Raw genomic sequence first — 25,292 nt, forward strand, 5'->3', positions numbered from 1 at the left:
GGGACATGGAGAAAGTGCGCGTGCTGGCGCCGAGCGGGATGCTCGGCGCGGGCTGGGACCACGCGACGGTCGAGCGGGGGATCGCCCTGGGCGCCGACGTCATCAGCATCGACGGCGGGTCGACCGACTCGGGCCCGTACTACCTCGGCGCGGCGAAGGCCAAGACGACCGCGAAGGCCGTCGCGCGCGACCTGCGCAGCCTGTTCACGGCCGCCGCGGGCGCCGGGATCCCGGTGATCGTGGGCTCGTGCGGGACGAGCGGGACCGACGCCGGCGTCGACTGGGTCGCCGGGATCGCCGCCGAGGTGCTCGCGGAGGAGGGCCTGGACCTGAGGGTCGCGAAGATCTACAGCGAGCAGGACGCGGCCGAGCTGAAGGACCACCTCGGCTCCGGCCGGGTCCACCCGTTGCCCCCACTGGGGGAGCTGGCCGCGGAGACCTTGGAGAGCTGCACGCACATCGTCGGCGCGATGGGGCACGAGCCGATCGTCGAGGCGTTGCGCGCGGGCGCCCAGGTCGTGCTGGCCGGCCGCGCGACCGACACGGCGGTGGCGGCCGCGTTCCCGCTCATGAAGGGAATGCCGGCCGGGCCGACGTGGCACGCCGCCAAGATCGTCGAGTGCGGCGGCCAGTGCACCGACAACCCGCGCGCGGGCGGCGTCCTGGCGACCATCGACGCGGACGGCTTCACGATCGAGCCGCTCGACCCGGGCGCGGCGTGCACGCCGATCCTGGTGGCGGCGCACATGTTGTACGAGACGGCGAACCCGTTCGAGATGCGCGAACCCGACGGCACGCTCGACGTCCGCGAGGCGGTGTACACGGCGGTCGACGACCGGATCGTGCGGGTCACCGGGTCTCGCTTCCACGTCGCGGACCAGCACACGATCAAGCTGGAGGGCGCGCGGATCACCGGGTACGAGACGATGTCGTTCTCGGCGATCCGCGACCCGCTGGTGCTCGCCGACATCGACGAGTGGGCGTCGCTGATGCGTGCGTTGATCACGCAGCGGGTGGGTCAGACGCTGGGCCTGGCGGACGACGAGTACGCGTTCGACCTGCGGCTGTACGGCCACAACGCGGTGCTCGGTGAGCTGGAACCGGAGAGTGGCCCGCCGCGCGAGGTGGGCGTGATGCTGCTGGTGAACGCGCCGGACCAGGCGACGGCGACGGCGGTGGCGAAGATCGCCAACCCGCTGATGCTCCACCTGCCGACACCGTCGATGGACTACTTGCCGAGCTTCGCGTTCCCGTCGTCCCCGGCGGAGGTCGAGCGCGGCGCGGCGTACGAGTTCGTGCTGAACCACGTCGTCGACTGCGCGCCGCTGGACCTGTTCCGGATCGAGTTCGAGGGGAAGTCCCATGCCTGAAACGACTTTGGCGGAGCTGGCCCACGAGGTGCGCTCCAAGAACGCGGGCCCGTTCTGGGTGACGCTGGAGCTGTTCATGAGGGACGCGGACGGCTACCGCGTGGCGGCGGACGAGACGTTCTTGAACGAGCGCGTGGTGGCTTCGCTGTACCGGGTGGAGGAAGAGACGATCCAGATCTTCCGGATCCCGTCGTTGAACGTCGTGAAGATTTCGTTCCCGCGGCCGGTGAGCCAGGGGTCGTTGCGGGACCGGGACATGCACGCGGGGCAGCACCACGTGCCGTTGGCGCGGATGGTGGTCCCGCTCAGCTGAACAGGCGGGGGAACAGCCGGCGAACACCGCTCCGCAGGTCGTCGAGCGCGTCCTCGGCGCCGATGATGTGGCGCTGCAGGGCCTGCTGGAACAGGCCGTCGAACAGGGCGTACGCCTCGGGCGGTGTGCACGTCGGCTCGACCCCCGTCAAGTCCGCGTACGCCCGGACGTTGCGCCAGATCATCTCCTGCAGGCTCGCGTCGATCTCGGCGACGTCGTCGCGGAACGCTTCCTCGAACAGGGACTGCGAGCGCAGGTCGTACCAGAGCCGGTGCATGAGCGGCGCCTCTTCGAGCGCCGCCGCCAGCCCGTCCGCGCACGCCGCGGCCAGCTCGTCGGTGGTGGCCGCCCCGCCGACGCCGCCTTCGTAGCGCTTCACGCACGCGGCCTTGTACCGCCGCACGCAATACGTGATCAGCTCGACCTTGTCGGCGAAGTAGTAGTGCAGCAGCCCGTGCGAAAAGTCGGTGTGCTCCGCGATCGTGCGCAGGCTCGTGCGGGCGTAGCCGAGGTCGGCCAACGCCAGCAGGGCCGCGTCGGCGAGTTCGCGACGGCGGTCCTCGAACTTGTCGACTCGGGTGCGGCGCCGGACGGCGGCTGCGCTGGTCACCGGCCGAAGATACCACCGAGCGGTTCTCTGACCAATCGTCCAAGAAAATCTTGACATTCGTCCAAACGGCGGCCAGGGTCGTGTCCAGCGACCGACGCAGCTCGAGAGGGACGACGATGTCTCTGTACTTCTACCTGGAAAAAGGCGCCTCCCTGGACCCGGGCGCGCCCTGCCTGACCCTCGACGGGAACTCCCTGTCCTACGGCCAAGTGGTCGAGTTCGCCCAGGCCGTCGCCCGCGCTCTGCGGCGCTCCGGCGTGCGGCCGGGGGACAAGGTCGGCATCCTCTCGGCCAACGACCCGACCGCGTTCAGCTGCGTCTTCGGCATCGCCCGTGCGGGTGCCGTCTGGTGCCCGATCAACCCGCGCAACGCCGCCGGCGAGAACGCCGAGCTCCTGGACCTGTTCGACTGCTCGACCTTGATCTTCCAGCCCGGCTTCGAGGACCTGGTCCGCCGGATCGCCCCGAAGCTGCCGAAGCTGACCACCCTCGTCCGCCTCGGCGAAGGCGACGACTTCGCGCCGGGCTTCCCGGACTGGCTCGACGCCGCCCGAGACGATCCGAGCGCCGAGGCGGACCAACCCGGTGACATCGCCGCCCTCGTCGGGACCGGCGGCACCACCGGACGGCCCAAGGGCGTCATGCTCACCGGCCGCAACCTCGAGGCGATGTCGGCGATCACGCTGATGAGCTACCCCTTCGACGGGCGCCCGGTGTACCTGGCCCTGGCCCCGCTGACCCACGCGGCCGGTGTCCTGTGCTTCCCCATCCTCGCCCGCGGCGGCGAGGTCGTGATCATGGCCAAGCCCGACGTCGGCCGGTTCCTGGAGCTGATCGAACGCCACCGCGTCACCCACACGTTCCTGCCGCCGACGCTGATCTACATGGTGCTCGGCCACGAAGCGCTCGACCGCACGGACCTGTCGTCCCTCCAGTGCTTCTGGTACGGCGCGGCCCCGATGTCGACGGCCCGGCTGACCGAGGCCCTCGACCGCATCGGCCCGATGGCGCAGCTGTTCGGTCAGTCCGAGGCCCCGATGATGATCTCGACGATGTCGCCCGCGGACCACCGCCGACCCGACGGCACCGTCCACACGGGACGGCTGGCCTCCGCCGGCCGCCCCTCGCCGCTGGTCACGGTGGCGATCCTCGACGAGGACGGACGTCCTGTCCCGCAGGGGGACCGCGGCGAGATCTGCGTGCGCGGCTCGCTCGTGATGGCCGGCTACTACCGCAACCCCGAGGCCACGGCGGAGGCGTCCGCGCACGGCTGGCACCACACCGGCGACATCGGGTTCCTCGACGACGAGGGGTTCCTCCACATCGTCGACCGCGCCAAGGACATGGTCATCACCGGCGGCTTCAACGTCTACTCCGCCGAGGTCGAACAGGCCGTGATGGCCCACGACGCCGTCCGCGACTGCGCCGTGATCGGCCTGCCCGACGACAAGTGGGGTGAACGCGTCACCGCCGTCGTCCAGCTGCAGCCCGGCCGGGAGCTGGACACCGGCGAGCTGATCGCGTTCGTCAAGGACCGCATCGGCAGCGTCAAGGCGCCGAAGCAGATCGAGATCTGGCCGGAGCTGCCGCGCTCCACCGTCGGCAAGGTACTGAAAGCCGACATCCGCTCCACCTTCACCGAACGCAGCAAGGAGGCTGTCCGACCATGAAACTCGCGCTCTACCTGCCGAACTTCCGGGACAAGGTGACCGTCCGGGAGCTCGAAGACCTCACCGCGCTCGCCGAAGACCTCGACTTCGACTCCGTCTGGACGCTCGACCGGATCATCGTGCCGGAGGCGTCGGACCGAGGGGAAATGCAGTACCCCTTCGGAATGCTGGACGAAATGGGGAAGCAGCTCCCGGTGAGCTCGCGGGGCGAGTTCCTCCAGGGCATGCCGCTGCTCCCTTGGCTCGCCGCGAAAACCTCGAAGGTCCGGATCGGCATGAGCATCATCGACACGCCGTACCGTTCCCCCGGCGTGCTCGCCGCGGAGCTGGCCACCATCGACCACCTCTCGGGCGGCAGGCTCAACGTCGCCGTCGGTTCCGGCTGGATGCCCGAAGAGTTCGCCGCCGCCAGTGCCGCGCACATCTTTCCCAAGCGGCACAAGCACGTCCGCGAAACCCTGGAGATCATGCAGGGCATCTGGACCAACGAGGTCTTCGAGTACCACGGCGAGTTCGCCGACTTCGAGCCGGCCGGGTTCGGGGCCAAGCCGGTGCAGAAGCCGCACCCGCCGATCTTCTTCAGCGGTCTCAAGGACCCGAAGCGCTCCGCCGCGCGCATCGCGAAGTACGGGCTGTCGGGCTGGATCGGGATCCAGGACTCGCCCGAGGACATCCGGCGGTGGCGCACCGAGATCCAGCGCGAGCTCGACGAGCTCGACACCAAGCGGTCGGTCGACGACCTCGAGATCTCCAGCATGATCTGGTTCGTCATCACCGACCAGGACATGGACCAGACTCCCCGGGGCAAGGGCACGAACCTGCTCGTCGGGTCGGAAGCGCAGATCACCGACCAGCTCAAGCGGTACAAGGAAGCCGGGCTGACCATGCCGTTCCTGTGGCCGCCGTTCGCGGACGTCCCGGTCGCGAAGACGCTCGACGACCTAAAGCGTCTCAAAGAAGAGATCCTGCCCAAGATCGAAGCGATGTGAGAGGAACCAGCATGTCCGAACTCGAGGGAAAGCGCGTCTTCGTCACCGGGTCCGGCGCCGGCATCGGCAAGGCGATCGCGGCGCTGTTCACCGAACGCGGCGCCCGGGTCGTGGTCAGTGACATGAACGCCGACGCGGCCAAGCAGGCGGCCGAGGAGATCGGCGCCGCCGGCGTCGCCAACTGCGACGTCACCGACGAGGGCCAGGTCCAGTCCGCCATCCAGCAGGCGGTCGACCTCCTCGGCGGTCTCGACGTCCTGGTCAACAACGCCGGGATCGAGGTCTCGTCGCCGCTGCTGCAGCAGTCCACCGAGAGCTTCGACAAGATCTTCGCGGTGAACGTGCGCGGCACGTTCGTGACGATGAAGGCGGCGACCCCGCACCTGATGGAGTCCAAGGGCAACATCGTCAACATCGCTTCGATCGCCGGCATCGGCGGCAGCCCGCTGCTCGGCTCCTACTGCGCGACGAAGGCGGCGGTCATCCAGCTGACCCGGGTCGCCGCGGTGGAGATGCGCCCGGCCGGCATCCGCGTCAACGCGGTCTGCCCGGGCTTCGCCGACACCGCCATGGTCGAGCGGCTCGTCCCCGACTTCGAGGCGGCCACCCAGGTCCCGTTCAAGGACCTCGTCGCGGCCAAGCAGGGCCGGCTCGGCACGCCGCAGGACATCGCCGAGGTGGCGGCGTTCCTCGCGTCCGACCGGGCGACGTGGATCACCGGCAGCCACTACGTCCTCGACGGCGGGCTGACCGCTTCGCTCGTCTGACGGCCCCCGGCCGGCGGGTCCGCGAGCGGCGGACCCGCCGGCCGTCCCCGCTTCGGAGCGGAGATCGGCTTCACCCTCGGTACCTGCCGCGTCACGCTCGGGCGAGCCGATGCCGCGTCGTCCCGTTGTCGACGAACTGTCGACGAGGTGTGCGAGCGTCGCCGCATCGTCCGGGGAATTCGGGGTGGGGCCCGCTCCCGGGACGGTCCGCGTGGCCGGTTGCCACGCGGCAGCCGACTTGGGGGATTGCCGTGGGGAGAACGGATGCCGCCGTCGTCGCGGAGCGCTGCTCGGCGGACGGCGAACCGGTCCTGGTGCCGGTGGACGATCCGCGGTGGTTGGACCGGGAGTCCCGGCCGAGCCACGCGCGTCGACCACGTCGGAACCACGGACGGAGGTCGGTATGACCACCTTCGTCCAACCGGTCGACGTCGTCATCGACACCAGCGCACTCGTGCCGGTGGCCCGGCGCTCGCCCGGCGTCGTCGCGGTCGTCGGCGACGCCGACGGTGCCACCGCGCCCGTGTCGACGCCGCTGGTGATCACCGGCCACGCCGACGCGATCGCCCTGTTCGGCAAGGCCGGCGCCGCGACGCCGCTGAGCCGCAGCCTCGACCTGGTCCTCGCGCAGGACCCGCGGCCGAGCAAGATCTACGGCGTCCGCACGCCGGCGGCGGGCAACTACGCGGCCGCGCTCACCGGGCTGGAGGCCGCCGACGACGTCACGTTCGTCTGCCTGGCCGGGGAGACGAACGTCGGCTCGGCCACCGACGGTGCCACGCCCGCGACCGGGCTGCGCGCGCTGGCCGAGCACGTGGAAACCCAGTCGGCGGCGGGAAACCGGCGGCTGGCGGTCGCGATGATCGACCCCGCCACCGCGCCGTCCGCGACCTATGTGGACACCGTGCTGGCGGCGAACTCCTACGGTGCCTTGAGGAGCGCGACCGGCCGGATGGTCCTCGTCGCCGCGCGGGGCGCGACCACCGACGAGACGGTCGACCCGAACCCGGTCGCCGACGCGGCCGCCGCCGTGATGGGGGCGATCGCCGGCCTGGCCCCGGCCGCCGGCGTCGTGCTCGAACGGGTCCGCGGCCTCACGATGCCGATCACGCAGCAGTACGCGCCGTCGGAGGTCACCGGGCTGGCCGGCCAGGGCGTGATCCCGCTGGTCGACCCGGCGCTGGTGCCCGGCACCGGGCTGTTCCTGGGCGACGGCGGCACGTTCTCGTCCGACCCCGCCCGCAACTACGTCGACATCTGCCGGGTGCTCGACGACATCGAGTTCCGGCTGCGGGCCGGGCTGGCCGGCGACGCGAGCATCACGAAGGCCGGCCTCACGTCGGTGCGGGTCCGGGTGGAGGGCATCCTCGGCCCGCTGCAGCTCGGCGAGGTGATCGACGACTTCTCGGTCACCGTCCCGCTGCTGGCCATCCTCGCGCTGCCGGAGACCGCCCGCACCGCCGCCGAAGAGGCCCAAGTGGCCACCGCCCGGCGGACCCGGCAGGTGTCCGTCCTCATCGGCATCACCTACGGGCCCGCGGTGCACCGGCTCAACGTGACTCTCGCCGCCCGGCGCTGAGCAGGAACGGCTACTGAATCTTTTCCGGGGAAGCAAAGGGGAATGCGCATGATGCGAATCCGACGGCGGGCACTGCTGGTGACCGCGGCGATCGCCGGCTTGTCGATCGGGACCGCGGTGGTCGTGTCGGCGGCCGCGGTGCCCCGGGCCGGCTCGGGGGCGGGCGGGTGCTTCGACCCCGTCGCCTTCGGGGCGGTGCCGGACGACGGCGTGGACGACCGCGCGCCCGTCCAGGCCGCCCTCGACGCGGCGAGCGCCGCGGGCGGCGGCACGGTCTGCCTGGGCAGCGGGCGGTGGCGCGTGTCCCGCGCGCCGGCCGGGTCCTACGACCGGTTCGCCGCGTTGTCCACCCACGGCGCGCACGTGACGCTCACCGGCACCGGGCCGGGCTCGGTGCTCGAATTGGTCGGTGACCAGCAGGCGGCCGCCGTCGCGGTGGTCTCGCTCGACCCGGGAGCGAGCGACGTCACCGTGCAGCGGCTCCTGATCGACACGTCGGCGGCGAGCAACACCGACGAGCAGACGCACGCGATCGCGATCGGCTCCGGCGTGTGCACCACGGCGAACGGGACCTGCTCGATGCCGGTCTCCGACGTCACGGTCCGCGACGTCGTCTTCGCCCACCCGGCGACGCCCGGGTCGCGCAAGGGCGACTGCATCCGGGTGCTCGGCAACACCGCGGCCACCGCGGTCGAACGCGTGACGATCTCGGGCGGGTCGTTCGTCAGCTGCGCCCGCTCGGGGATCGGGGTGCAGCGCAACGTGCTCTCGCTGGCGGTACTGGGAAACCACTTCGGCGAGCAGATCGGCGACACCGCCTTCGACGGGGAAGCCACCGGCGGCGACTGGGACGACGGCCTGCGGCTCGAGGGGAACTCCTTCGCCGATTCGACGGTGAACTTCAGCGCGTCGCTGACCTCCTACCGGCACGCGACGATCACCGGGAACACCTTCGCCGGCAAGGGACTTTCCCTCTACCGGACCGAGGACGTCGTCGTCGCGGACAACACGTTCGACGTGACCGCGGTGAGCGGTGCCGGGGTCGTCGACTCCCAGAACGTGGCCACCGGCGACAAGATCGCCGGCAACATCATCCGGCGCCACGGCGCGTCCGGCCCCGGCATCCGGATCACCCCGCACAGCGGCGGGATCCCGGCCCAGGTGACGGTCACCGGCAACACGATCGCGCTGGACGGCGACGCGGACGGGATCTACGGCGACTCGGTGCACGAGATCGGGGTGCGCGACAACGACATCACGTTCACCGGGGCCGCGCCCGACGGTTCGGGAGTCACGCTCCAGGGCATCAGCGGGCCGATCGAAGACGCGATGATCACGGGCAACACGGTGGCGGGCGCGAGTCCCTACTTCGCCGCGATCCGTCTCGACTCCCGGCCGGAACCGTTCCGCGGCGTCACCGTCGCGCTGAACTCGGCCCGCGGCGCCGCCCGGTCGCTGCAGTGCTCGCAACGGGCGCCCGGCGGGTTCCCGCCGTCGATCGTCTCGACCGGCAACCGGTGGCCCGTCGCGCCGACCTGCCCGGTCGCCACGCTCCAGCCGGGGCAATGACCGGCACGTGACCGAAGGGAGAACCGACCATGGCCAGGGGAACCGACGTCCATCCGTTCTACCAGCGCGGCCTTCGCTGGGACCAGGTGACCGACCTCGCGTTCGCGTGGGTCAAGGTCTCCGACGGGGGAGCGCCCTACAGCCGCAAGGAAGGGAACGTGGTCTACCGGCCGGACACCCACGTGGCCGGCGCGAAGTCGCGCGGGATCCCTGTCGGCGGCTACCACTACGCCCAGCTCACCGCCGGTCCGGAGGAGCAGGCCGACCTGCTGCTCGCCGAGGTCCGGCGGCTCGGCGCGATCGGCGTCGCGCCGATGCTGGACCTCGAAGCCCCGTTCCGCCCCGACGCGGGGGCGCGGGACTTCGGGACCGCGTTCTGCGGGCGCGTCGCGGCGGCGGGGGTCCGGCCGGCCGTCTACATGAGCGCGTCGTTCGCCGCCGCGCTGCGCCCGGACCAGTGGGAGGTGCCGGGCCTGGTCATCGTGATCGCCCGGTACGGCGCGCGCCCGGAAGCCCCCGGCGCCGGCCGGTACCCGGGCCGCTACGACGTCCACCAGTACACCAGCGGCGGCAGCCTGCCCGGCTCGGCCGGCGCCGTCGACTTCGACGAGTCCTACACCGACAACCACCTCGACCCGGAGGGTGCCATGCCGTTCACCAGCGACGACTTCGTCCAGTTCATGTGGGGCAACGTCTTCGACAGCGCCGGAAACCGCAACTACGCCCAGTTCGTCAAGGACCTGGACGCCAAGATCACGGCGCTGGGCTCCTCGCTCGACGCCGTCACCAAGCTCATCACCGACAGCTCGGCCCACCCGGTCGACCCGCAGCAGCTCGCCGCGGCGCTCGAAGGGAAGCTGGTCGCCGAGCTCGTGCCGGCTGTCACCGACGCGGTCACCCGGGCGGCCGGCACCGAGACGGCCGACGAGGTCCGGCAGATGCTCGTGGAGCGCCTCAGGTCCCCGGCCTGACTCAGGAGCGGCAGAGCAGCGCGTCGGGCGTCCGGCTCGAGCCCACCCGGCCCGTGTACGCCACCCCGGCGACGTATTCGCCCGGCGCGCACTGTCCCTTGTAGTTGCCCGAAGCGAAGTCGCCGCCGGGGTCGCCCGCCGGGCGGTTGTCGCCGCGGTCGAACCAGACCGTGCGGCCGGCGCGGCCGAGCGGGGCGGGGGAGCGGCCGCACAGCACCGCGGAGACCGCCGCGCCCCGGACGCTGTAACCGACCACGGCGTGGTCGGGCGGGCACTGCGCCTTCGTGTACCCCGACGCCCAGTCGATGTCCACATAGGACTCGTCGCGGACGGTCGTGTAGGCCGTGGGCGTGGGCAGCGTGCCGGTGCAGAGGCCGCGGCCGCCGGTGTGCGCGAGGCCGGTGAGGCGCTGGCCGTCGGGACAGACGCCCTTGCGGGCGCCGGAATCCCAGTCGCCCAGCGCCCGGACCGTGCGTGACTCCTGGAAGTCGGCGTAGTCCAGATTGAGCATCGACCAGTGCTCGGCCGGCGCGATCTGCCCGGTCCGCGTCGGCGCGGTCACCAGCCGCTGCCAGGCCGGGCCGCGCCAGTCGGTGCCGTCGAGGACGTCGATGCGGTGGCCGGCCGCGTCCCAGGCGAGCAGCGACCAGCCGTCACCCGAGCCGTTCGTCTGGAAACCCACCGCGGGCCAGTAGGCGAAGTCGGTGTCGGTCTCGGCGAGGTAGCTCACGAAGTTCTCGAACCAGGCCCGGGAAGCGGCGTCGGTGGTGCCGCGGCCCTCGCCGAACTCGCTGATCCACAGCGGCGCGGTGTAGTGCTTGCCCGTGTCCTGCTCGACGAAGAACGCCTGCCGGTACAGGGTGTCGCGCAGCTCCTGGGGTGAGAGGTCGCGGTAGCGCGGGTCGTGGGTCTCGCCGACGCCGGTCGCGCCGGAGTGGTTCGGGCCGGTGTAGCCGTAGAAGTGCGCCGAATACACGAGCTTCCCGGAGTCGACGAGCGTGTGCGACAGCGTGCGGGCGGGCTCCAGCGTGGGCCGTCCGTGGGCGAAGCCGTCGATCGGCAGGCCGGTCCAGTTGATGCCTTCGACGATGATCAGCAGGTCGCGGTTGGCCTCGGTGAGGATGCGGTCGCCCACCTGCTGGCTCGCGCGCTGCCAGTCCTTGTCGTTGCCCCAGCCCCAGTTCGGGTCGTCGAAGACGTTGCGGCGGACCTCGTTGTAGAGATCGGCGCCGACCACCCGCTTGTTCGCGGCGTAGCGGCGGGCCATGAACAGCCAGTCGTCCTGCCACTGCTGTTCGGACTGCGCGGTGTTCCAGCGCTCGTTGCCGTCGAGCCCGCAGCACCAGCGCGACGTCGTGGTGTGGTTGTTGAGGATCACGGCGAACCCGCGCGCGGTGAGCCGGTCGACGACGCGGTCGTACACCTGCAGCGGGGTCAGGCCGTGCAGGCCGGGGTTGGCGGGCAGGTCCGGCACCGGCCGCGTGTCGTGGATCATCGCGTTGGAGAACTGCAGTCGCACGCTGTTGAGGCCCAGCTGCGCGAGCCCGTCGATCACGGTGTCGATCGAGGCGCGGTCCAGCCCGAGCGGGGTCTGGTAGGCGATCTCGCCGGCGTGGTGGTTCGCGGGGTCGTTCACGTCGCCCGACCCGGTCCACGTCCCGCTCCCGCCGTGCCAGTTGGCGGACTTCAGCTTGAAGCGGTCGCCGTTCGCGTCGACGATGTAGCGCCCGCGGGTGCTCAGCGGGCCCGCGAAGGCGGGCGGGTCGGTGGCGGCCGACGCCGGTGGCGCGGGAGCGACGACGAATCCGGCGGCGGACAGCACGGTGAGCACGACACCCAGGAACCTCACGGGCGGAGGTTAACCAACCTACCCGCCGGTTGCATACGGCCAGGTGGATCAACCCGGCGGTGGACAGGACCACGCGAACGTGTTGGGCTGGGGGTGACTTTCCGCCCCGCGACGCCTCGAGGAGCCCGGTCTGAGCCTGTGGGAGTACCTCCGCGAAAACTGGATCGACGTCGTCAACGACGCGATCCTGCACGTGGACCTCACCCTCGCGGCGGTGGCGCTGGCCGTGCTGGTGGGGATGACCGTCGGCCTGCTCACCTACCGGCGCCGGTGGCTCGGCTCCCTGGCGACCACCACGACCGCGGCGTTCCTGACCATCCCCTCGATCGCGCTGCTGGGCATCCTGATCGGCCCGTTCGGGCTGGGGCTGACCAACGTCCTGTTCGCCCTGGTGCTCTACGCGCTGCTGCCGATCACACGCAACACGATCGTCGGGCTGCGCGGCGTCGACCCGGCCGTGGTGGACGCGGCGCGCGGCATGGGCCTCGGCCGCGCGCGGGTGCTGTGGCGCGTGCGGCTGCCGCTGGCGTGGCCGGTGATCCTCTCCGGCATCCGCGTCTCGACGCAGATCACCATCGGGATCGCCGCGATCGGCGCGTACGTCAAGGGTCCCGGGCTGGGCAACGAGATCTTCGACGGGCTCGGCCGGTTCGGCGCGGTCAACTCGCTGAACCAGGTGCTGACCGGGACGCTCGGGATCGTCGTGCTGGCGCTGCTGTTCGACCTGGCCTTCGTGGTGCTCGGCAAGCTCACCACGCTACGACGCCGGCGCGTCCCCGAAGCGGCGCCGGCGCAGGCAGTCGGCACCGCGGGCGAGACGATCGAGCTGCGGGAGGTCAGCAAGATCTACCCCGGGCAGGCGCGGCCCGCCGTCGACCGCCTCACGCTGCGGATCCCGGCGGGCGAGATCGTCGTGCTGACCGGGCCGTCGGGGTGCGGCAAGACGACGACCATGCGGATGATCAACCGGCTCGTCGAGCCCACCTCGGGCGCGGTCACGATCGGCGGCACCGACGTGACGGCGCTCGACGTCGACGAGCACCGGCGCCACACCGGGTACGTCATCCAGCAGGTCGGGCTGTTCCCGCACCTGCGCGTGGACGCCAACATCGGCGTGGTGCCGCGAGTGCTCGGCTGGACCCGGCGCCGCGTCGCCGGCCGCGTGCGGGAGCTGCTCGACGTCGTCGGCCTCACCCCCGAGCACGGTCTCCGGTACCCGCGTGAGCTTTCCGGCGGCCAGCAGCAGCGCGTCGGCGTGGCGCGGGCGATGGCCGCGGACCCGCCGGTGATGCTGATGGACGAGCCGTTCGGCTCCACCGACCCGATCACGCGCGCCCGGCTGCAGGACGAGTTCCTGCGCCTGCAACGGGAAGTGCGCAAGACGATCGTGTTCGTCACCCACGACTTCGACGAGGCGCTCAAGCTCGGCGACCGGATCGCCGTGCTGCGCCCGCGTTCGGAGATCGCGCAGTACGACACGCCCCAGGCGATCCTCGCCGCGCCGGCCGACGACTACGTCGCGTCGTTCGTCGGCTCGCGGCGGAACCTGAAGCGGCTGGCGCTGATCCCGGTGTCGCACCTGGAACTCCGGCCGGTGACCGGCGGACTGCCCGCGGTTCCGCGGGAAGCCACGCTGCGGGACGCGCTGGACACGATGGTGCGCACCGGCAGCACCGAGGTCGCGGTCACCGAGAACGGCACCGCGCTGGGGGTGTGCGACGTCGCCGGCCTGCTCGCGGCGCTGCGGCCCACCGACGAGACACCGCTCGCGGTCACCGCGACGCCCGCTCCGGCACCGGAGCGCGAGCCGACGGCGCGGCCCCGCCGTCGGCTCGGCCTGCTGGTCCGCCCGGTGCTCATCGCCCTCGCCCTGCTGGCGCTGTTCCTCCTCGTGCGGGCGCAGCCGATCGACTCGATCGAGCAGCGCTACCTCAACGCCGGCGAGATCTTCACCGAGCTGGGCGCGCACCTGCGGCTCACGCTGATCTCGACGGCGTGCACCCTCGCCATCGCCCTCCCGCTCGGCATCCTGCTGACCCGCCCCGGCGCCCGGTGGCTCCGGCCGATCGGCCTGGGCCTGGGCAACCTCGGCCAGGCGATCCCGTCGATCGGGCTCGTCGTGCTGCTCGCGCTCTGGATCGGCACGGGAACCGCGACGGCGGTGACGGCGCTGGTCGTCTACGCGACCTTGCCGGTGCTGCGCAACACGATGGTCGGGCTCGACGGCGTCGACCCGACCCTCGTCGACGCCGCGCGCGGCATGGGCATGACGAAGACGGCGATCCTGTGGCGGATCGAGCTGCCGCTGGCCGTCCCGGTGATCCTCGCCGGGATCCGCACGGCGCTGGTCCTCACCGTCGCGAGCGCGACGCTGGCGACGTTCATCGACGGCGGCGGTCTCGGCGGCGGTCTCGTCGCCGGGATCGGCCTGTACCGCCCGATCCTGAGCCTGACGTTCGGCATCGTCGTCGCCGCGCTGGCGCTGTTCGCCGACTGGCTGGGCCTGGTCGCGGAGGAGGTCCTGCACCCGCGCGGCCTATAACCGACTCAAGGAGGACGTCCCATGCGACGCACGACTGCCGCTGTTCTCGCGCTCGTCGCGGTGCTTGCCGCGGGCTGCACGATCGGCAAGGACCAGACCGGCGCCCAGGTGGGCGAGGGATCCATCAAGAAGATCGACGCGCTGAGCGGCGCGCAGATCCGCGTCAGCTCCAAGGAGTTCGACGAGCAGCTGCTGCTCGGCCAGATCGCGCTCGTCGCGTTGCAGGCGGCCGGGGCGAGCCCGCAGGACAAGACCAACATCACCGGGTCGAGCAACGTCCGCCAGGCGCTCACGAGCGGCGCGGTCGACCTGTACTGGGAGTACACCGGCACCGCGTGGATCAGCTACCTCAAGCAGACCAAGCCGATCGCCGACCCGCAGGCCCAGTACGACGCGGTCAAGCAGGCCGACGCGGCCAACGGCGTCTCGTGGTGGGCCCGCTCGCCGGCCAACGACACCTACGCCATCGCGGGCAACCCGGCGACGGTGGCCAAGACCGGCGTCAAGACGGTGTCGGACTACGCGGCGCTGGTGAACAAGGACCCGGGAGCGGCGTCCACCTGCATGGGCCCGGAGTTCAAGAGCCGCGACGACGGCTTCCCGGGGCTGGCCAAGACCTACGGGTTCGCGTTGCCCGACGCGCAGGTGCACCTGCTCAACGACGCCGTCGTCTACCCGAGCATCGGCAAGGGCGACCCGTGCGGCTTCGGTTCGGTCGCCTCCACCGACGGGCGCGTGGCCGGGCAGAAGCTGGTGGTGCTGGACGACGACAAGCACTTCTTCCCGACCTACAACCCGGCCATCGCGATCGCGGCCGGCGTCGCGGGCAAGTACCCGCAGCTGGAGCAGCTCTTCACCCCGATCGCGGCGAAGCTCGACACGGCGACGCTCACGGACCTGAACAAGAAGGTGAGCGTGGACGGCCAGAAGCCGGCCACCGTCGCGCACGACTGGCTCAAGGCGGCGGGCTTCATCGGCTGAGCGGGCGGGGCGTTCTTCGCATTCCGCCGAAATGCCGCGGTGGACGCCGGTGATCTGTCATGATCCGGCGAAGCCCCGTACCGCGAAGGAAGTGACGATGTCGGCCGAAATGGACCAGCTGATCGCCCAGTTCGAGACCTTCCAGTCGAAGGTGCGCCAGGCCGAAGCCCGGTTCGCCGAGGTCGGCGACATGCAGGAGCGGATCGCCCGGCTCGAGAGCACCGTGACCTCGCCGGACGGCACGGTGACGGTCGTCGCGGGGGCCGGCGGGACCGTCACCGACCTGCGGCTCACCGCCGGGGCGATGCACCTGGAAGCGGGCCAGCTCGCCCAGCGGATCATGGCCACCCTGCGCCAGGCCGTGGCCGGGGCCGCCCAGCAGCAGGCCGGCATCGTCGACGACGCGTTCGGCGACCAGCTCGGCGTGGACGTGAGCGGGCAGGTCCGGCAGGCCCAGGCCGAAGCGTTCGGAACCGCGGCGCCGGAACCCGCGTCGGAGCAGCAGGCGCCGCGGCCGCGACGCCGTCCCGCTCCGGGGGACGACGACGACTTCGACCAGGGCCCGATCCTCCGCCGCTCCTGAAACCGACCGAGGGAACTTCCGCGATGTCAGACGGAATCCAGACCAACATCGACGCGATCTCCGGATACGCGCGCCAACTGCCCTTCTACGAAGGCGAAGCGGACAAGTTCGGGGCCAAGATCGACGCCGCCGACGTGACCGACACCGCCTGGGGCGTCGTCGGGATCTGGGCCAAGCAGGGCTACACCGACCGCCTCGGCGAGCTGCGTTCGCTGCTGGGCGAGCTGAAGGACGGCGTCGACGGCCTCACCACCAAGATGACCAAGGCCGCCGACATGTACCGCGGGACCGAAGAGGCGGGCGTGATCGCGTTCGGCCGGTACGAGGCGGAGATCGACGCGATCGGGGGGCAGGGCAAGTGACCGAGCCGAAGCGGAGCATCGCCGACGCGCTGGACGTCCAGCCGTACGACGAGAGCACGAGCGCCAACCTCGACCGCGCCGCGGAGGCCACGCCGGTGGTCGGCACGCTGTACAAGTCCGGCAAGTCGATCGCCGAGCACGCCCAGCAGGCCGCCTCGGCGGACGGCGTGGGGGAGCTGGCTTCGGCGGGCAAGGCGCTGGTCGGCGACGGCGCGGGGTTCGTCGCCAGTGCCGCCACCGACATGGTCACCTTCGCGATGGACCCGATCGGCTGGCTCGTCAGCCACGGGCTCAACATGCTGCTCGAACTGGTCCAGCCGCTGCAGGACGCGCTGCACGCGGTCACCGGCGACGGGCCGGCCATCGGGCACGCGTCGGAGAACTTCAGCACCATCGCGCACGGCTTCGTCGCCCTCGCCGAGGACTTCGAGAAGACCGGCGACACGGCGCTGGCCGAGTGGGTCGACGAGGCGGGCAAGGCGGCCAAGGAGGCGCTCGGCGACTTCTCCTCGGGCATCCGCGGCGTCGGCTCGGCGGCCGGGTCGGTCGCCGAGGTGCTGCAGATGTGGTCGATGGTCATGCAGGTCATCGAAGAGGTGATCAAGGCGATCATCACCGAGCTGGTCTCCTGGCTGATCACCATCTGGCTGCCCGCGCTGGCCGCGTCGGTGATCAGCTTCGGCAGCTCGGTCGCCGCCGCGATGACGGCGTCCATCGCCAAGGCCGCGAGCGTGCTGCAGAAGGTCACCCGCTACCTCGGCAAGTTCGGCAAGCTGCTCGACACGTTCATCGAGTTCCTCGCGAAGTACTCGACGAAGGTCGTGGAGATGACGCGGAAGTTCCGGCTCGGCCGGTACGCCGGGGAGTCGCGGTTCGGCCTGGACACGCTGGAGAACACCGCGCGCGTGCCGTTCACGCCCGGCAACCGCGCGCTGACCACGATGTTCGGCACCTCGGTCGGCGCGAGCCCGCTGGTCGCGGGAGCGAGCGTGAAGGCCGGCATCGCCGCGGGCAAGACGGCGTTCAGCGAAGGCAAGGAAGCCGTCACCCCGGAGGAGGACGAACCGTGGTTCGACAAGAGCGCGATCGGCGGGGACCAGAACCCGGAGGAGACCCGGCGGAACTTGGACATCTAGCGCGCAAGGCCGTCGAGTTCGGCGACCGCATGGAGTCCGCCGCCGATGCCGCGCAGGTGCGCCCCGGGTTCCGGGAGCGCGTGGAGGCGCTGCTGCGTGAGCACTGGCGGGAGCCGGTGATCGGGCTGCGCCTGGGCGACGCGGACCTGCGGTTCGCCGTCCCCGGCCGCCGTCCGGACGGCACGGTCGAAGGCGAAGGGCTGGTCCGGGAGGGCTTCTTGACCGTCGCGCGCGGGATCGGCGCGGCGGTGGGGTTCGTCGCGTACCTGGCGAGCGCGGCGGGCAGCGGCGGCGGCAAGGGCGAGCGCGCGGTCCACGTGACCGGCCCGGCGGACGCCCAGGTCCTCGAGCCGCTCGACCTGCTCCGGCGCGCGAAGGGCCCGTGGCTGGTCTGCTCGCCGACGTCGGTCGCGCTGGTGGAGACCGGTTCGACGTACCTGGACCCGGCCGACGCGCCCGAGCCGCGGATCCTCTGGGAGGCCAGGGGAGCGGACACCCCGGCGGTCAGCTTCCGCAAGCGCACGCTGACCTGGCCGGACGGCTCGCGGTTCGCGTTCCCGTTGCGGAGCCGGACCGAAGACCAGTACCTGCGGCAGTTCCTCTCGCACCCGGACGAGGTCCGCTGGCCGGAGTGACCGCCGGAACCCTCGGTGTGCGTCCGGACACACCAGGTGACTACTCTGTTCGGAGTAGTGCGTCACCTGGTGGAGGTCCCGGTTGGTTCCCGCCCGTCGCTGGCTGGTCGTCGCGGCCGTGTGCGCTGTCGTCCTGGCCGCTGTGTACTTTCTCGCCGTCTGGACGGTTCCGGGTCAGGCGCTGGAGAACGCCGCGCTGCGTGGAGCCGACGAAGCCGCCGCGCGCGACCAGGCCGCAGCAGACGGCACCCTGAGCCGGATCACCGTCTCCTCGCTGGCCGCCGCCGTCGTGGTGGTCGCGCTCGTCGGCCTGCTGCGCCGGCGGGCGGACCTCGCCTTCGCCGCGGTGGGCGTGATCGTGGCCGGGCAGCTCGTGACGCAGGTGCTCAAGCGGTACGTGCTGCCCCGGCCGTCGCTCGTGCCGCTGACCGGGCACTACGCCGAGAACAGCCTGCCCAGCGGGCACACCGCGATCGCGATGACCGTGCTGTTCGCCGCCCTGCTCGTCGTGCCCTACCGCTGGCGTGGCGTGACGCTGGTGCTCCTGCTCTCCTGGGCGGTCGGCATCGGCGCGTACACGGTGACGGCGAAGTGGCACCGGCTCTCCGACACCCTCGCCGCCGACGCGATCGCCCTCGGGCTCGCCTGCCTGGCGTCGTGGTGGCTCGCGCGTCGCGGTTCCGTGCACCGGAACGACGGGCCGCGCCGGATCCCGCGGGTGCTCGTCGTGACCCTCGCCGCGCTCGGCGGGGCGGTGTTCCTGGCCCTCGGCACCATCTTGATCGGCGCGGCGCTGATCGGCGGCGGCTACGACGAAACCGTGCGGGACAACGCCTGGGTCGTCTACCTGGCGGCGAGCTCGTTCGCCTCCTTCGGGTCCATCGCCGCGGCGCTGGCGTTCCTCGCGACCTGGCGCCGGCTGGAGATCGCGTGAACCCGGCGCTGCTCCCGCTCGCCGCGGCCGTCTTCTGTTTCGCGGTCTTCCTGATCAGCTTCCTGCTCGACCGCCGCAAGCTGCGCAACGGCTTCTACCTGTTCTTCGCGCTCGCGTTCTTCGGGCTCGCGATGCTCGCGCTGCTGGCGTCGATCTCGCCGGAGGCCGCGGCGATCGTCGCGTTCGGGCTGTTCGCGCTGATCCCCCTCACGATCGTGGTGCTCGCGGTGTTCCTGATCGGCAACGGCGTGACGATGCTGCGCCGCGAAGGCCGGCGCCCGGCGAACCTGCTGTCCCTGGCCGCCGGGGCCGGCATCGTGGCGCTGATCGTCTTCGGCTTCGTGGTCGGGCAGCTCGGCTGGGCGCCCCTGGAAGCGGTCCGCGACAGCGTCGACGGGATCGTCGCGTACGCGTCGTTCCTGTTCGTCTGCTTCCTGCTGTACTCCCTGGTCTACGGCCGCGTCCGCAGCCGCCGCCCGCTCGACTTCGTCGTGGTGCTGGGTTCCGGTCTGCTCGGCGGCAAGAACGTGCCACCGCTGCTGGCCGGCCGGCTGGACCGCGGGGCGCGGGTCCTTTCCGCCGAGGACCGCAAGGGCCGCGCGCCGCTGCTGGTCACCTCGGGTGGCCAGGGGCCGGGGGAGGACCTGCCGGAGTCGCACGCGATGGCGGACTACCTCGTCGCCCGCGGCGTCGCCCGCGAGCGGATCGTGCTCGAAGACCGGTCCCGGACCACGCGCGAGAACCTGGCCTTCAGCGCCGGGCTCATGCGCTCGCGAAAGCCGGGCTATCGCTGCGTGGTGGTGACGAACAACTTCCACGTCCTGCGCGCGGCCCTGATCGCCCGCGAGGTCAAGGTGAACGGCCAGGTGATCGGCGCCCCGACGGCGTGGTACTTCTGGCCGAGCGCGACGTTGCGCGAGTTCGCGGCCATCCTGGTGGACCACCGGATCGTCAACGGGATCGTGTGCGCGGCGATCGTCCTCGCGAGCGTGCTGAAGGCCTTCTAGCCGGGGAAGTCCGGCAGCGTGAGCGCCGAGTGCTCGGGCCGGGGCGTGGGCGCCGGTGCCTTCGTGAGCTGCCGGAGCGCGGCGTTGCGCCGCTCGAGCGCTTCCGCCGTGGTCGGGAACAACGTGGCCTTGCCTTCCCCCACCAGGGCCTGGTTGCGTTCGACGAAGCCGCGCAACCGGCTCTCGTAGGCCGCGAACGCCGCCGCGTGGTCCGGGATGGTGGCCAGGGCGTGCCCGAGCACGTACGCGCCGACCAGGGCGAGGCTGGTGCCCTGGCCGGTCAGGAAGGACGGGGCGTGGGCGGCGTCGCCGACGAGCGCGACCCGGCCGTCCGTCCACCGCGGCAGGTGGATCTGGCTGACGACGTCGAAGAACAGGTCGTCGGCTTCGCGCATCGCCGCGACCATGCGCGGGATCTCCCAGCCCTCGCCCGCGAACGTCGCGGCGACGAGATCGCGTTGGGCCTCGGGGTCCCGGAACGCCTCGATCGGCGGGTCCGTCCTGGCGAAGACCAGGAAACCGTGGATGTCCTTGCTTTCGAGGACGGCGTAAAGCGCCGCGCCCTTACCCGGGGTGCTCCACGCGAGCCCCTCGCGGTAGAGGCCGAAGTCGTTGGGCATGGTGAAGCCGGCGAAGCTGTAGCCCAGGTAGTGGTGGAACTGCTTTTCGTCGCCGAAGACCAGCCCGCGGGTGGCCGAGTGCAGGCCGTCGGCGCCGAACACCAGGTCGTAGGTGGCCTGGCGGCCGCTGCGGAAGGTGACGTCGACGCCGCCGGCGTGCTGCGCCAGGGTCTCGATGCTGTCCTCGAACCGGAAGTCGGCGTCGTCGCGCACCAGGTCGTACAGCGTGCTCGTCAGGTCGCCCCGGCGGACCTCGACGTCTTCGCCGTCGACGCCGCCGACGATCGCGTTGGGCTCCAGCGAAGCCACTTCGCTGCCGTCGGTGTCGAGAAAGGTCAGCCGGCGGGAAGCGATGTGCAGGTCCCGCAGGCGGGGGAGGATCCCCATCCGCCGGGCGGCGTCCAGGGCCGTGCCGCGGACGTCGATCGGGTAGCCGCCGTCCCGGATCGTGGCGGACTTCTCGACGACGGTGACCGCGAACCCGGCCTTCCGCAGCCAGAAGGCCAGCGCGGGACCGGCGATGCTCGCGCCCGAGATCAGGACGGATCGTGGTGTGGTGTTCATGGTGACCCCCGATAGCTAAGTTAGGTATCTATGTCGCGGGTGCGACAATGCCGGAGAAGATCAGCGGTATGACGTAACTATATACCTAAGTTAGCTATCTAAGGGGTGTGATGGCCGCCACAGACGCCGGTGACGAGCTCCGTTCCGTGCTGCCGCGGCTCGTGCAGCTGGGCAACCTGATGAACCGCAGTGGCCTGGGGGAGCGGGCGATGAAGCAGATCGGCGCCGACCTCGACCGGCCCGGGCTGTCGATCCTGCTGGCTCTGCACATGACCGGTAAGGCGATGCGCGTCGGCGAGATCGCGGACCGGATGCAGGTCGCCGGGCCGCACGTCACGCGGCACCTGCACGTGCTCGAACGGCGCAAGCTGGTGAGCGGCCTGGCCGACCCCGACGACCGGCGCGCCCGCCTGGTCGAGCTGACCCCGGACGGCGCCGACCTGGCCGGCCGGTACGTCACGACCCTGCTCGGCTGGTTCGGCGACGCGCTGTCCGGGTGGGCTCCGGCGGACCGCCGGACTTTCTTCGACCTGCTGCTGCGGTTCACCGACGACCTGGCGGCTTTCCTTTCCGCGGAGACCGAAGAGGACTGATCCCGCCCGGCTTCTTCGCTGTGGGCGAAACGCGGTAACGCATTCCGTGCAAGGACGTTTCCTGCCGTTTTCTGATATCCTTGCCGTGTTCGAACCATCGGTTCCGGTGAAATCCCTCTTTTCGACGCAGCTGCGCAGTTCTCTTGTCCGGTGCGCCAAGAAGTAAAGGGGAACGTCCATGAACGACGCTGTTCTGGCCCAGACCGCCAACATCAATCCCGGCCTCGCCGCCATCGGCTACGGGCTCGGCGCGATCGGCCCGGGAATCGGTGTCGGCCTCATTTTCGCGGCCGTCATCAATGGTACCGCCCGCCAGCCGGAAGCGCGAGGAAAATTGCAGACGATCGGCTATTCGACCTTCGTGCTGAGTGAAGTCCTCGCGTTGATCGGCATCGTCGTGTACTTCATCGCCTCCACGAAGTGAGGCCGCCCGCCGCATGCGCCCGGTCGCCGCCGGGCGCGTGCGGCGAGCCGGGGTACGTGGGTTACGTTACAGAAGTTGCACGTAACTGAATCGAGGGCTAACGTCGATCGCACCGGGCACTCGAGCCCGAACCGGAAGGCGGGAGTCATGACCGAAGTCATCGCGGGCGTGGAGGTCCCCGACACCCCTGCGGTCGCCGAGGCGACGCGGCACCTCCAGGCGACGGCCGGGCCGCTCGTCTACCACCACTCGCGCCGGGTCTACTTCTTCGGCCGGATCCACGCCGAGCGCCTGGGCGCGGACCCGGACCCCGAGCTGCTCTACCTGGCGGCCATGTTCCACGACACCGGCCTCGCGACCCCGTTTTCCGAGGCGGAGCAACGGTTCGAGGTCGACGGGGCCGACCACGGGCGCCGGTTCCTGCTCGACCGCGGGTTCTCCGCGGCCGCCGCGGAGACCGTCTGGACGGCGATCGCGCTGCACACCACGCCCGGCATCCCCGGCCGGATGGGCCCGGAGATCGCCACGACGCACTTCGGCGTGCTGACCGACATCGTCGGGTTCGGCCTCGGTGAGCTGGACGACGGCCGGGTGGCGGAGATCGTCGCCGCGCACCCGCGGGGCGACTTCAAGAACGAGTTCCTGGCCGCCTACTTCGAGGGGCAGAAGAACCGCCCGGACACCACCAACGGCACCGTGAACGCCGACGTCATCGAACACTTCCTCCCGGGCTACCGGCGCACGACGACCGTCGAGCGCGTCCTCGGCTCCGCCTGGCCGAGCTGAAGCGGAGAAACCATGAAAGCCATCACCGTCACCGACCGCGACGCGGGCGTCGCCGGGTTCACCCTGACCGACCTGCCCCACCCGCACGCCGCCGAGAACGACGTCATCGTGCGGGTCCACGCGGCCGGGTTCACCCCCGGCGAGCTCACCTGGCCCGCCACGTGGACCGACCGCGCCGGTCGCGACCGCACGCCCAGCGTGCCCGGGCACGAGCTGTCCGGCGTCGTCACCGAGCTGGGTTACGGCACCACCGGGTTGACCGTCGGCCAGCGGGTCTTCGGCCTCGCGGACTGGACGCGCGACGGCACCCTGGCCGAATACACCGCCGTCGAGGCGCGCAACCTCGCGCCGCTGGCGGCGGACATCGAGCACACCGTGGCCGCGGCGCTGCCGATCTCCGGGCTGACCGCGTGGCAAGGGCTGTTCGACCACGGCGGGCTCACCACCGGCCAGACCGTGCTGATCCACGGCGCCGCCGGCGGGGTGGGATCGATCGCCGTCCAGCTCGCCTTGGAGGCGGGCGCCCGGGTGATCGCGACCGGCCGCGAGGCCGACCGCGACCTGGCGCTCGGCCTCGGCGCCCACGCTTTCCAGGAGCCGGAAGCCGACCTGGAGGAGCAGGCCGACGTGGTCCTCGACGTGATCGGCGGCGAGGTGCTGGCGAAGTCGGCGGCACTGGTACGCCCCGGCGGCACGCTGGTGACGATCGCCGAGCCTCCGACGGCCCGGCCGCAGGACGGGCGCGCGGTGTTCTTCGTGGTCGAACCCGACCGCGCGCGGCTCGCGGACTTGGCCCAGCGGGTGCGTGACGGGCGGTTGAAGCCCTTGGTCGGAGAGGTGCGCCCGCTGGCGGAGGCGGCCGACGCCTTCGCCCGGCGGCGTCGCGTGCCGGGTAAGACGATCATCCAGCCGACAGCGGACTGAGGAGCCGCGCCACGAGCACCCCTGCTCGCGACGCGGCTCCGGGGAAGGTCAGCGGTTCTCGGCGGCGCAATACCTGTCGTGCGCCGGACGCGAGCCGCTGACCAAGAACTCCGTCACCGTCGTGTTCCCGCACCCGTTCGGCCCGAACAGGTACGCGCCGTGGCCGCCCTGGTCGATCGTCACCATGCGGGCGCGGTCGCCGAAGGCCGCGCGCAGCTTGCGGGCGCCCGCCAGGGGTGTTCCCGGGTCACGCTCGTTCTGCACCATCAGCACGTTCGCCGGCCCGCGGTCGGTGATCCGCACCTTCGGCTCCACCGGCGCCGACGGCCAGAACGCGCACGCCGCGATGTTCGCCGTCGCCGCGCCGAGCAGCGGGTAGCGGATCCGGTCGATCGCCACGTCCACCTGGTAGCCCGCCACCGACCTCGGCCAGGACGAATCCCCGCACAGCACGGCGAACCGGGCCGCGAAGAGGTTCTCGGCCGAATCGTCCGGCGTCAGGCCCGGCGTCTTCGGGGCCCGGCCCTGGTCGAGGGCCTGCCAGTTCTCGGCCAGCGGCTTCAGGTTCGTGCTGTACAGCCCCTCGAACGTCAAGCCGCGGAACAGCGATCCGGTGATGCCCTCGACCGGCTTCCGGTCCAGCCGCGCCGCCAGCTCGTGGAACTTCGCGGTCACCCGCGCCGGCGTGGTGCCGAGGCCGTACTCCGGGTGGGCCGCGGCGAACTTCGCGAAGTCCGGGAAGCGGTCCTCCATGCCGCGGCCGAAGTTGCGCATCGCGTCGATGTCGTAGCCGCCCGGCCCGAGGTTGCTGTCGAGCACGAACCGGTCGCTGCGCTCGGGGAACATGCTCGTGTACACCGCGCCCAGGTACGTGCCGTAGGACGCACCCAGATAGGACACTGTGGACTCACCGAGGGCCGCGCGGATGCGGTCCATGTCCCGCGCGGTGTTCGCCGTCGTGACGTACGGCAGCATCGGCCCGGTCCCGGCGTCGGCGCACTGCTTCGCTTCCGCCTTCGCGACCGCCGCCTGCTTGACGACGTCCGCCGGGCCGTTCGCGTACGGCAGGTTCCCGATCATCATCTGCTCGAGGGTCAGATCGCAGGTCACCGGCGTGCTGTGCCCGACGCCGCGCGGGTCGAAGCCGATGATGTCGTACTCGTCGAGCACGCTTTGCGGCAGCTTCACGAGCTTCAGCAGCTGCGGGTAGTCCAGCCCTTCGCCGCCGGGGCCGCCCGGGTTGGTCAGCAGCACGCCCCGCCGCTTCTCCGGGTTCTTGCTGGGCAGCCGCGACACCGCGACGTCGATCGTGCGGCCGTCCGGGTTCCGGTAGTCCAGCGGCACCTTCATCGTCGTGCACTGCAAGTCCGGTGTCGGGAAGGCACCGGCCGGGCACGGGCCCCAGTCGAGCGGCGCCGCGGACGCCGCCGGCGCCACGACGGTCGTGCCGAACACGGCCAAGGCCGCGGCGAGCAAGGTCTTGCGCATCGGAATTCCCCTCTTGTCGTTCCGGC

General features: G+C 71.3%; 23 protein-coding genes and 3 pseudogenes. 22 read left to right on the plus strand and 4 right to left on the minus strand.

Annotated features, from left to right (window positions below; all coding sequences use genetic code 11):
* Nucleotides 1-5 precede the first annotated feature (5 nt).
* Both AA23TX_RS35530 and AA23TX_RS35535 read left to right on the plus strand, forming a co-directional pair.
* Nucleotides 6-1,370: an acyclic terpene utilization AtuA family protein gene (locus tag AA23TX_RS35530; protein ID WP_155547060.1), complete on the plus strand. Its 1,365-nt coding sequence runs from the start codon at nt 6-8 to the stop codon at nt 1,368-1,370.
* Complete coding sequence (locus AA23TX_RS35535; RefSeq protein ID WP_155547061.1) at nt 1,363-1,683, plus strand: DUF4387 domain-containing protein; 321 nt, start codon at nt 1,363-1,365, stop codon at nt 1,681-1,683. The genes AA23TX_RS35530 and AA23TX_RS35535 overlap by 8 nt, the downstream gene beginning before the upstream one ends.
* On the opposite strand, the gene AA23TX_RS35540 is transcribed toward AA23TX_RS35535, so the two are convergent.
* The gene (locus tag AA23TX_RS35540; protein ID WP_155547062.1) at nt 1,676-2,293 is read right to left on the minus strand and encodes a TetR family transcriptional regulator; all 618 of its coding nucleotides are present in this window, start codon (nt 2,291-2,293) and stop codon (nt 1,676-1,678) included. The two genes, AA23TX_RS35535 and AA23TX_RS35540, sit on opposite strands and share 8 nt — an antisense overlap.
* Nucleotides 2,294-2,409: 116 nt before the next feature.
* Here AA23TX_RS35540 and AA23TX_RS35545 point away from each other — a divergent pair, with 116 nt between their 5' ends.
* The 6 genes from AA23TX_RS35545 (at nt 2,410) to AA23TX_RS35570 (ending at nt 9,838) form a co-directional block, all read left to right on the plus strand.
* Nucleotides 2,410-3,963, plus strand: coding sequence for an acyl-CoA synthetase (locus AA23TX_RS35545; RefSeq protein WP_155547063.1), 1,554 nt, complete (start codon nt 2,410-2,412; stop codon nt 3,961-3,963).
* Nucleotides 3,960-4,952 (plus strand): LLM class flavin-dependent oxidoreductase, encoded by a 993-nt coding sequence (locus tag AA23TX_RS35550; RefSeq protein WP_155547064.1) that lies wholly within the window; start codon nt 3,960-3,962, stop codon nt 4,950-4,952. The genes AA23TX_RS35545 and AA23TX_RS35550 overlap by 4 nt, the downstream gene beginning before the upstream one ends.
* An 11-nt stretch (nt 4,953-4,963) precedes the next feature.
* Nucleotides 4,964-5,719 carry an SDR family NAD(P)-dependent oxidoreductase gene (locus AA23TX_RS35555; RefSeq protein ID WP_155547065.1) on the plus strand — a complete coding sequence of 252 codons (756 nt, stop codon included), beginning with the start codon at nt 4,964-4,966 and terminating at the stop codon, nt 5,717-5,719.
* A gap of 403 nt (nt 5,720-6,122) precedes the next feature.
* Nucleotides 6,123-7,298 carry a phage tail sheath protein gene (locus AA23TX_RS35560; protein ID WP_155547066.1) on the plus strand — a complete coding sequence of 392 codons (1,176 nt, stop codon included), beginning with the start codon at nt 6,123-6,125 and terminating at the stop codon, nt 7,296-7,298.
* Between the two features lie 48 nt (nt 7,299-7,346).
* Entirely contained in the window at nt 7,347-8,867 is a 1,521-nt protein-coding gene (locus AA23TX_RS35565; RefSeq protein WP_155547067.1) for a right-handed parallel beta-helix repeat-containing protein, read from the plus strand.
* Nucleotides 8,868-8,896: 29 nt separating this feature from the next.
* Nucleotides 8,897-9,838 carry a glycoside hydrolase family 25 protein gene (locus tag AA23TX_RS35570; RefSeq protein ID WP_155547068.1) on the plus strand — a complete coding sequence of 314 codons (942 nt, stop codon included), beginning with the start codon at nt 8,897-8,899 and terminating at the stop codon, nt 9,836-9,838.
* A 1-nt stretch (nt 9,839) separates the two neighbouring features.
* Here the strand turns inward: AA23TX_RS35570 and AA23TX_RS35575 are convergent, their stop codons facing one another.
* Nucleotides 9,840-11,678: a glycoside hydrolase family 5 protein gene (locus AA23TX_RS35575; protein WP_196425727.1), complete on the minus strand. Its 1,839-nt coding sequence runs from the start codon at nt 11,676-11,678 to the stop codon at nt 9,840-9,842.
* A 247-nt stretch (nt 11,679-11,925) separates the two neighbouring features.
* Between AA23TX_RS35575 and AA23TX_RS50515 the strand changes: the two are divergent.
* From AA23TX_RS50515 to AA23TX_RS35615, 10 genes and pseudogenes are all read left to right on the plus strand, one after another.
* Nucleotides 11,926-12,372: pseudogene (locus AA23TX_RS50515) on the plus strand (ABC transporter permease); the annotation flags it as partial.
* A gap of 135 nt (nt 12,373-12,507) precedes the next feature.
* Nucleotides 12,508-13,353 (plus strand): annotated as a pseudogene (locus AA23TX_RS50520) (ABC transporter ATP-binding protein); the annotation flags it as partial.
* A gap of 405 nt (nt 13,354-13,758) precedes the next feature.
* Nucleotides 13,759-14,229: pseudogene (locus tag AA23TX_RS50990) on the plus strand (ABC transporter permease); the annotation flags it as partial.
* Between the two features lie 21 nt (nt 14,230-14,250).
* Complete coding sequence (locus AA23TX_RS35585) at nt 14,251-15,210, plus strand: glycine betaine ABC transporter substrate-binding protein (protein WP_155547071.1); 960 nt, start codon at nt 14,251-14,253, stop codon at nt 15,208-15,210.
* Between the two features lie 97 nt (nt 15,211-15,307).
* Complete coding sequence (locus AA23TX_RS35590) at nt 15,308-15,793, plus strand: YbaB/EbfC family nucleoid-associated protein (protein ID WP_155547072.1); 486 nt, start codon at nt 15,308-15,310, stop codon at nt 15,791-15,793.
* Between the two features lie 23 nt (nt 15,794-15,816).
* Entirely contained in the window at nt 15,817-16,155 is a 339-nt protein-coding gene (locus tag AA23TX_RS35595) for a hypothetical protein (protein WP_155547073.1), read from the plus strand.
* Nucleotides 16,152-17,291, plus strand: coding sequence for a hypothetical protein (locus AA23TX_RS35600; protein WP_155547074.1), 1,140 nt, complete (start codon nt 16,152-16,154; stop codon nt 17,289-17,291). The genes AA23TX_RS35595 and AA23TX_RS35600 overlap by 4 nt, the downstream gene beginning before the upstream one ends.
* Before the next feature lie 29 nt (nt 17,292-17,320).
* Nucleotides 17,321-17,926: a hypothetical protein gene (locus AA23TX_RS35605; protein WP_155547075.1), complete on the plus strand. Its 606-nt coding sequence runs from the start codon at nt 17,321-17,323 to the stop codon at nt 17,924-17,926.
* A gap of 82 nt (nt 17,927-18,008) precedes the next feature.
* Nucleotides 18,009-18,860 carry a phosphatase PAP2 family protein gene (locus AA23TX_RS35610; protein ID WP_155547076.1) on the plus strand — a complete coding sequence of 284 codons (852 nt, stop codon included), beginning with the start codon at nt 18,009-18,011 and terminating at the stop codon, nt 18,858-18,860.
* Entirely contained in the window at nt 18,857-19,867 is a 1,011-nt protein-coding gene (locus AA23TX_RS35615; protein WP_155547077.1) for a YdcF family protein, read from the plus strand. Before AA23TX_RS35610 ends, AA23TX_RS35615 begins: the two co-directional genes overlap by 4 nt.
* On the opposite strand, the gene AA23TX_RS35620 is transcribed toward AA23TX_RS35615, so the two are convergent.
* A complete protein-coding gene (locus AA23TX_RS35620; RefSeq protein ID WP_155547078.1) occupies nt 19,864-21,051 on the minus strand; it encodes an FAD-dependent monooxygenase in 1,188 nt (395 codons plus the stop codon). The genes AA23TX_RS35615 and AA23TX_RS35620 overlap by 4 nt on opposite strands.
* 110 nt (nt 21,052-21,161) lie before the next feature.
* Between AA23TX_RS35620 and AA23TX_RS35625 the strand changes: the two genes are divergently transcribed.
* From AA23TX_RS35625 to AA23TX_RS35640, 4 genes are all read left to right on the plus strand, one after another.
* Entirely contained in the window at nt 21,162-21,644 is a 483-nt protein-coding gene (locus tag AA23TX_RS35625) for a MarR family winged helix-turn-helix transcriptional regulator (protein ID WP_155547079.1), read from the plus strand.
* Nucleotides 21,645-21,822: 178 nt separating this feature from the next.
* Complete coding sequence (locus tag AA23TX_RS35630; protein ID WP_155547080.1) at nt 21,823-22,068, plus strand: ATP synthase subunit C-like protein; 246 nt, start codon at nt 21,823-21,825, stop codon at nt 22,066-22,068.
* A 147-nt stretch (nt 22,069-22,215) separates the two neighbouring features.
* Nucleotides 22,216-22,854 carry an HD domain-containing protein gene (locus tag AA23TX_RS35635; protein WP_155547081.1) on the plus strand — a complete coding sequence of 213 codons (639 nt, stop codon included), beginning with the start codon at nt 22,216-22,218 and terminating at the stop codon, nt 22,852-22,854.
* A gap of 12 nt (nt 22,855-22,866) precedes the next feature.
* Nucleotides 22,867-23,778, plus strand: coding sequence for an NADP-dependent oxidoreductase (locus AA23TX_RS35640; RefSeq protein ID WP_155547082.1), 912 nt, complete (start codon nt 22,867-22,869; stop codon nt 23,776-23,778).
* A gap of 48 nt (nt 23,779-23,826) precedes the next feature.
* On the opposite strand, the gene AA23TX_RS35645 is transcribed toward AA23TX_RS35640, so the two are convergent.
* Nucleotides 23,827-25,266, minus strand: a complete 1,440-nt coding sequence (locus AA23TX_RS35645) for an alpha/beta hydrolase (RefSeq protein WP_155547083.1) — start codon at nt 25,264-25,266, stop codon at nt 23,827-23,829.
* Nucleotides 25,267-25,292: the final 26 nt, after the last annotated feature.

Source organism: Amycolatopsis camponoti (assembly GCF_902497555.1).
In the GTDB taxonomy this organism is placed as follows: Bacteria; Actinomycetota; Actinomycetes; order Mycobacteriales; family Pseudonocardiaceae; genus Amycolatopsis; species Amycolatopsis camponoti.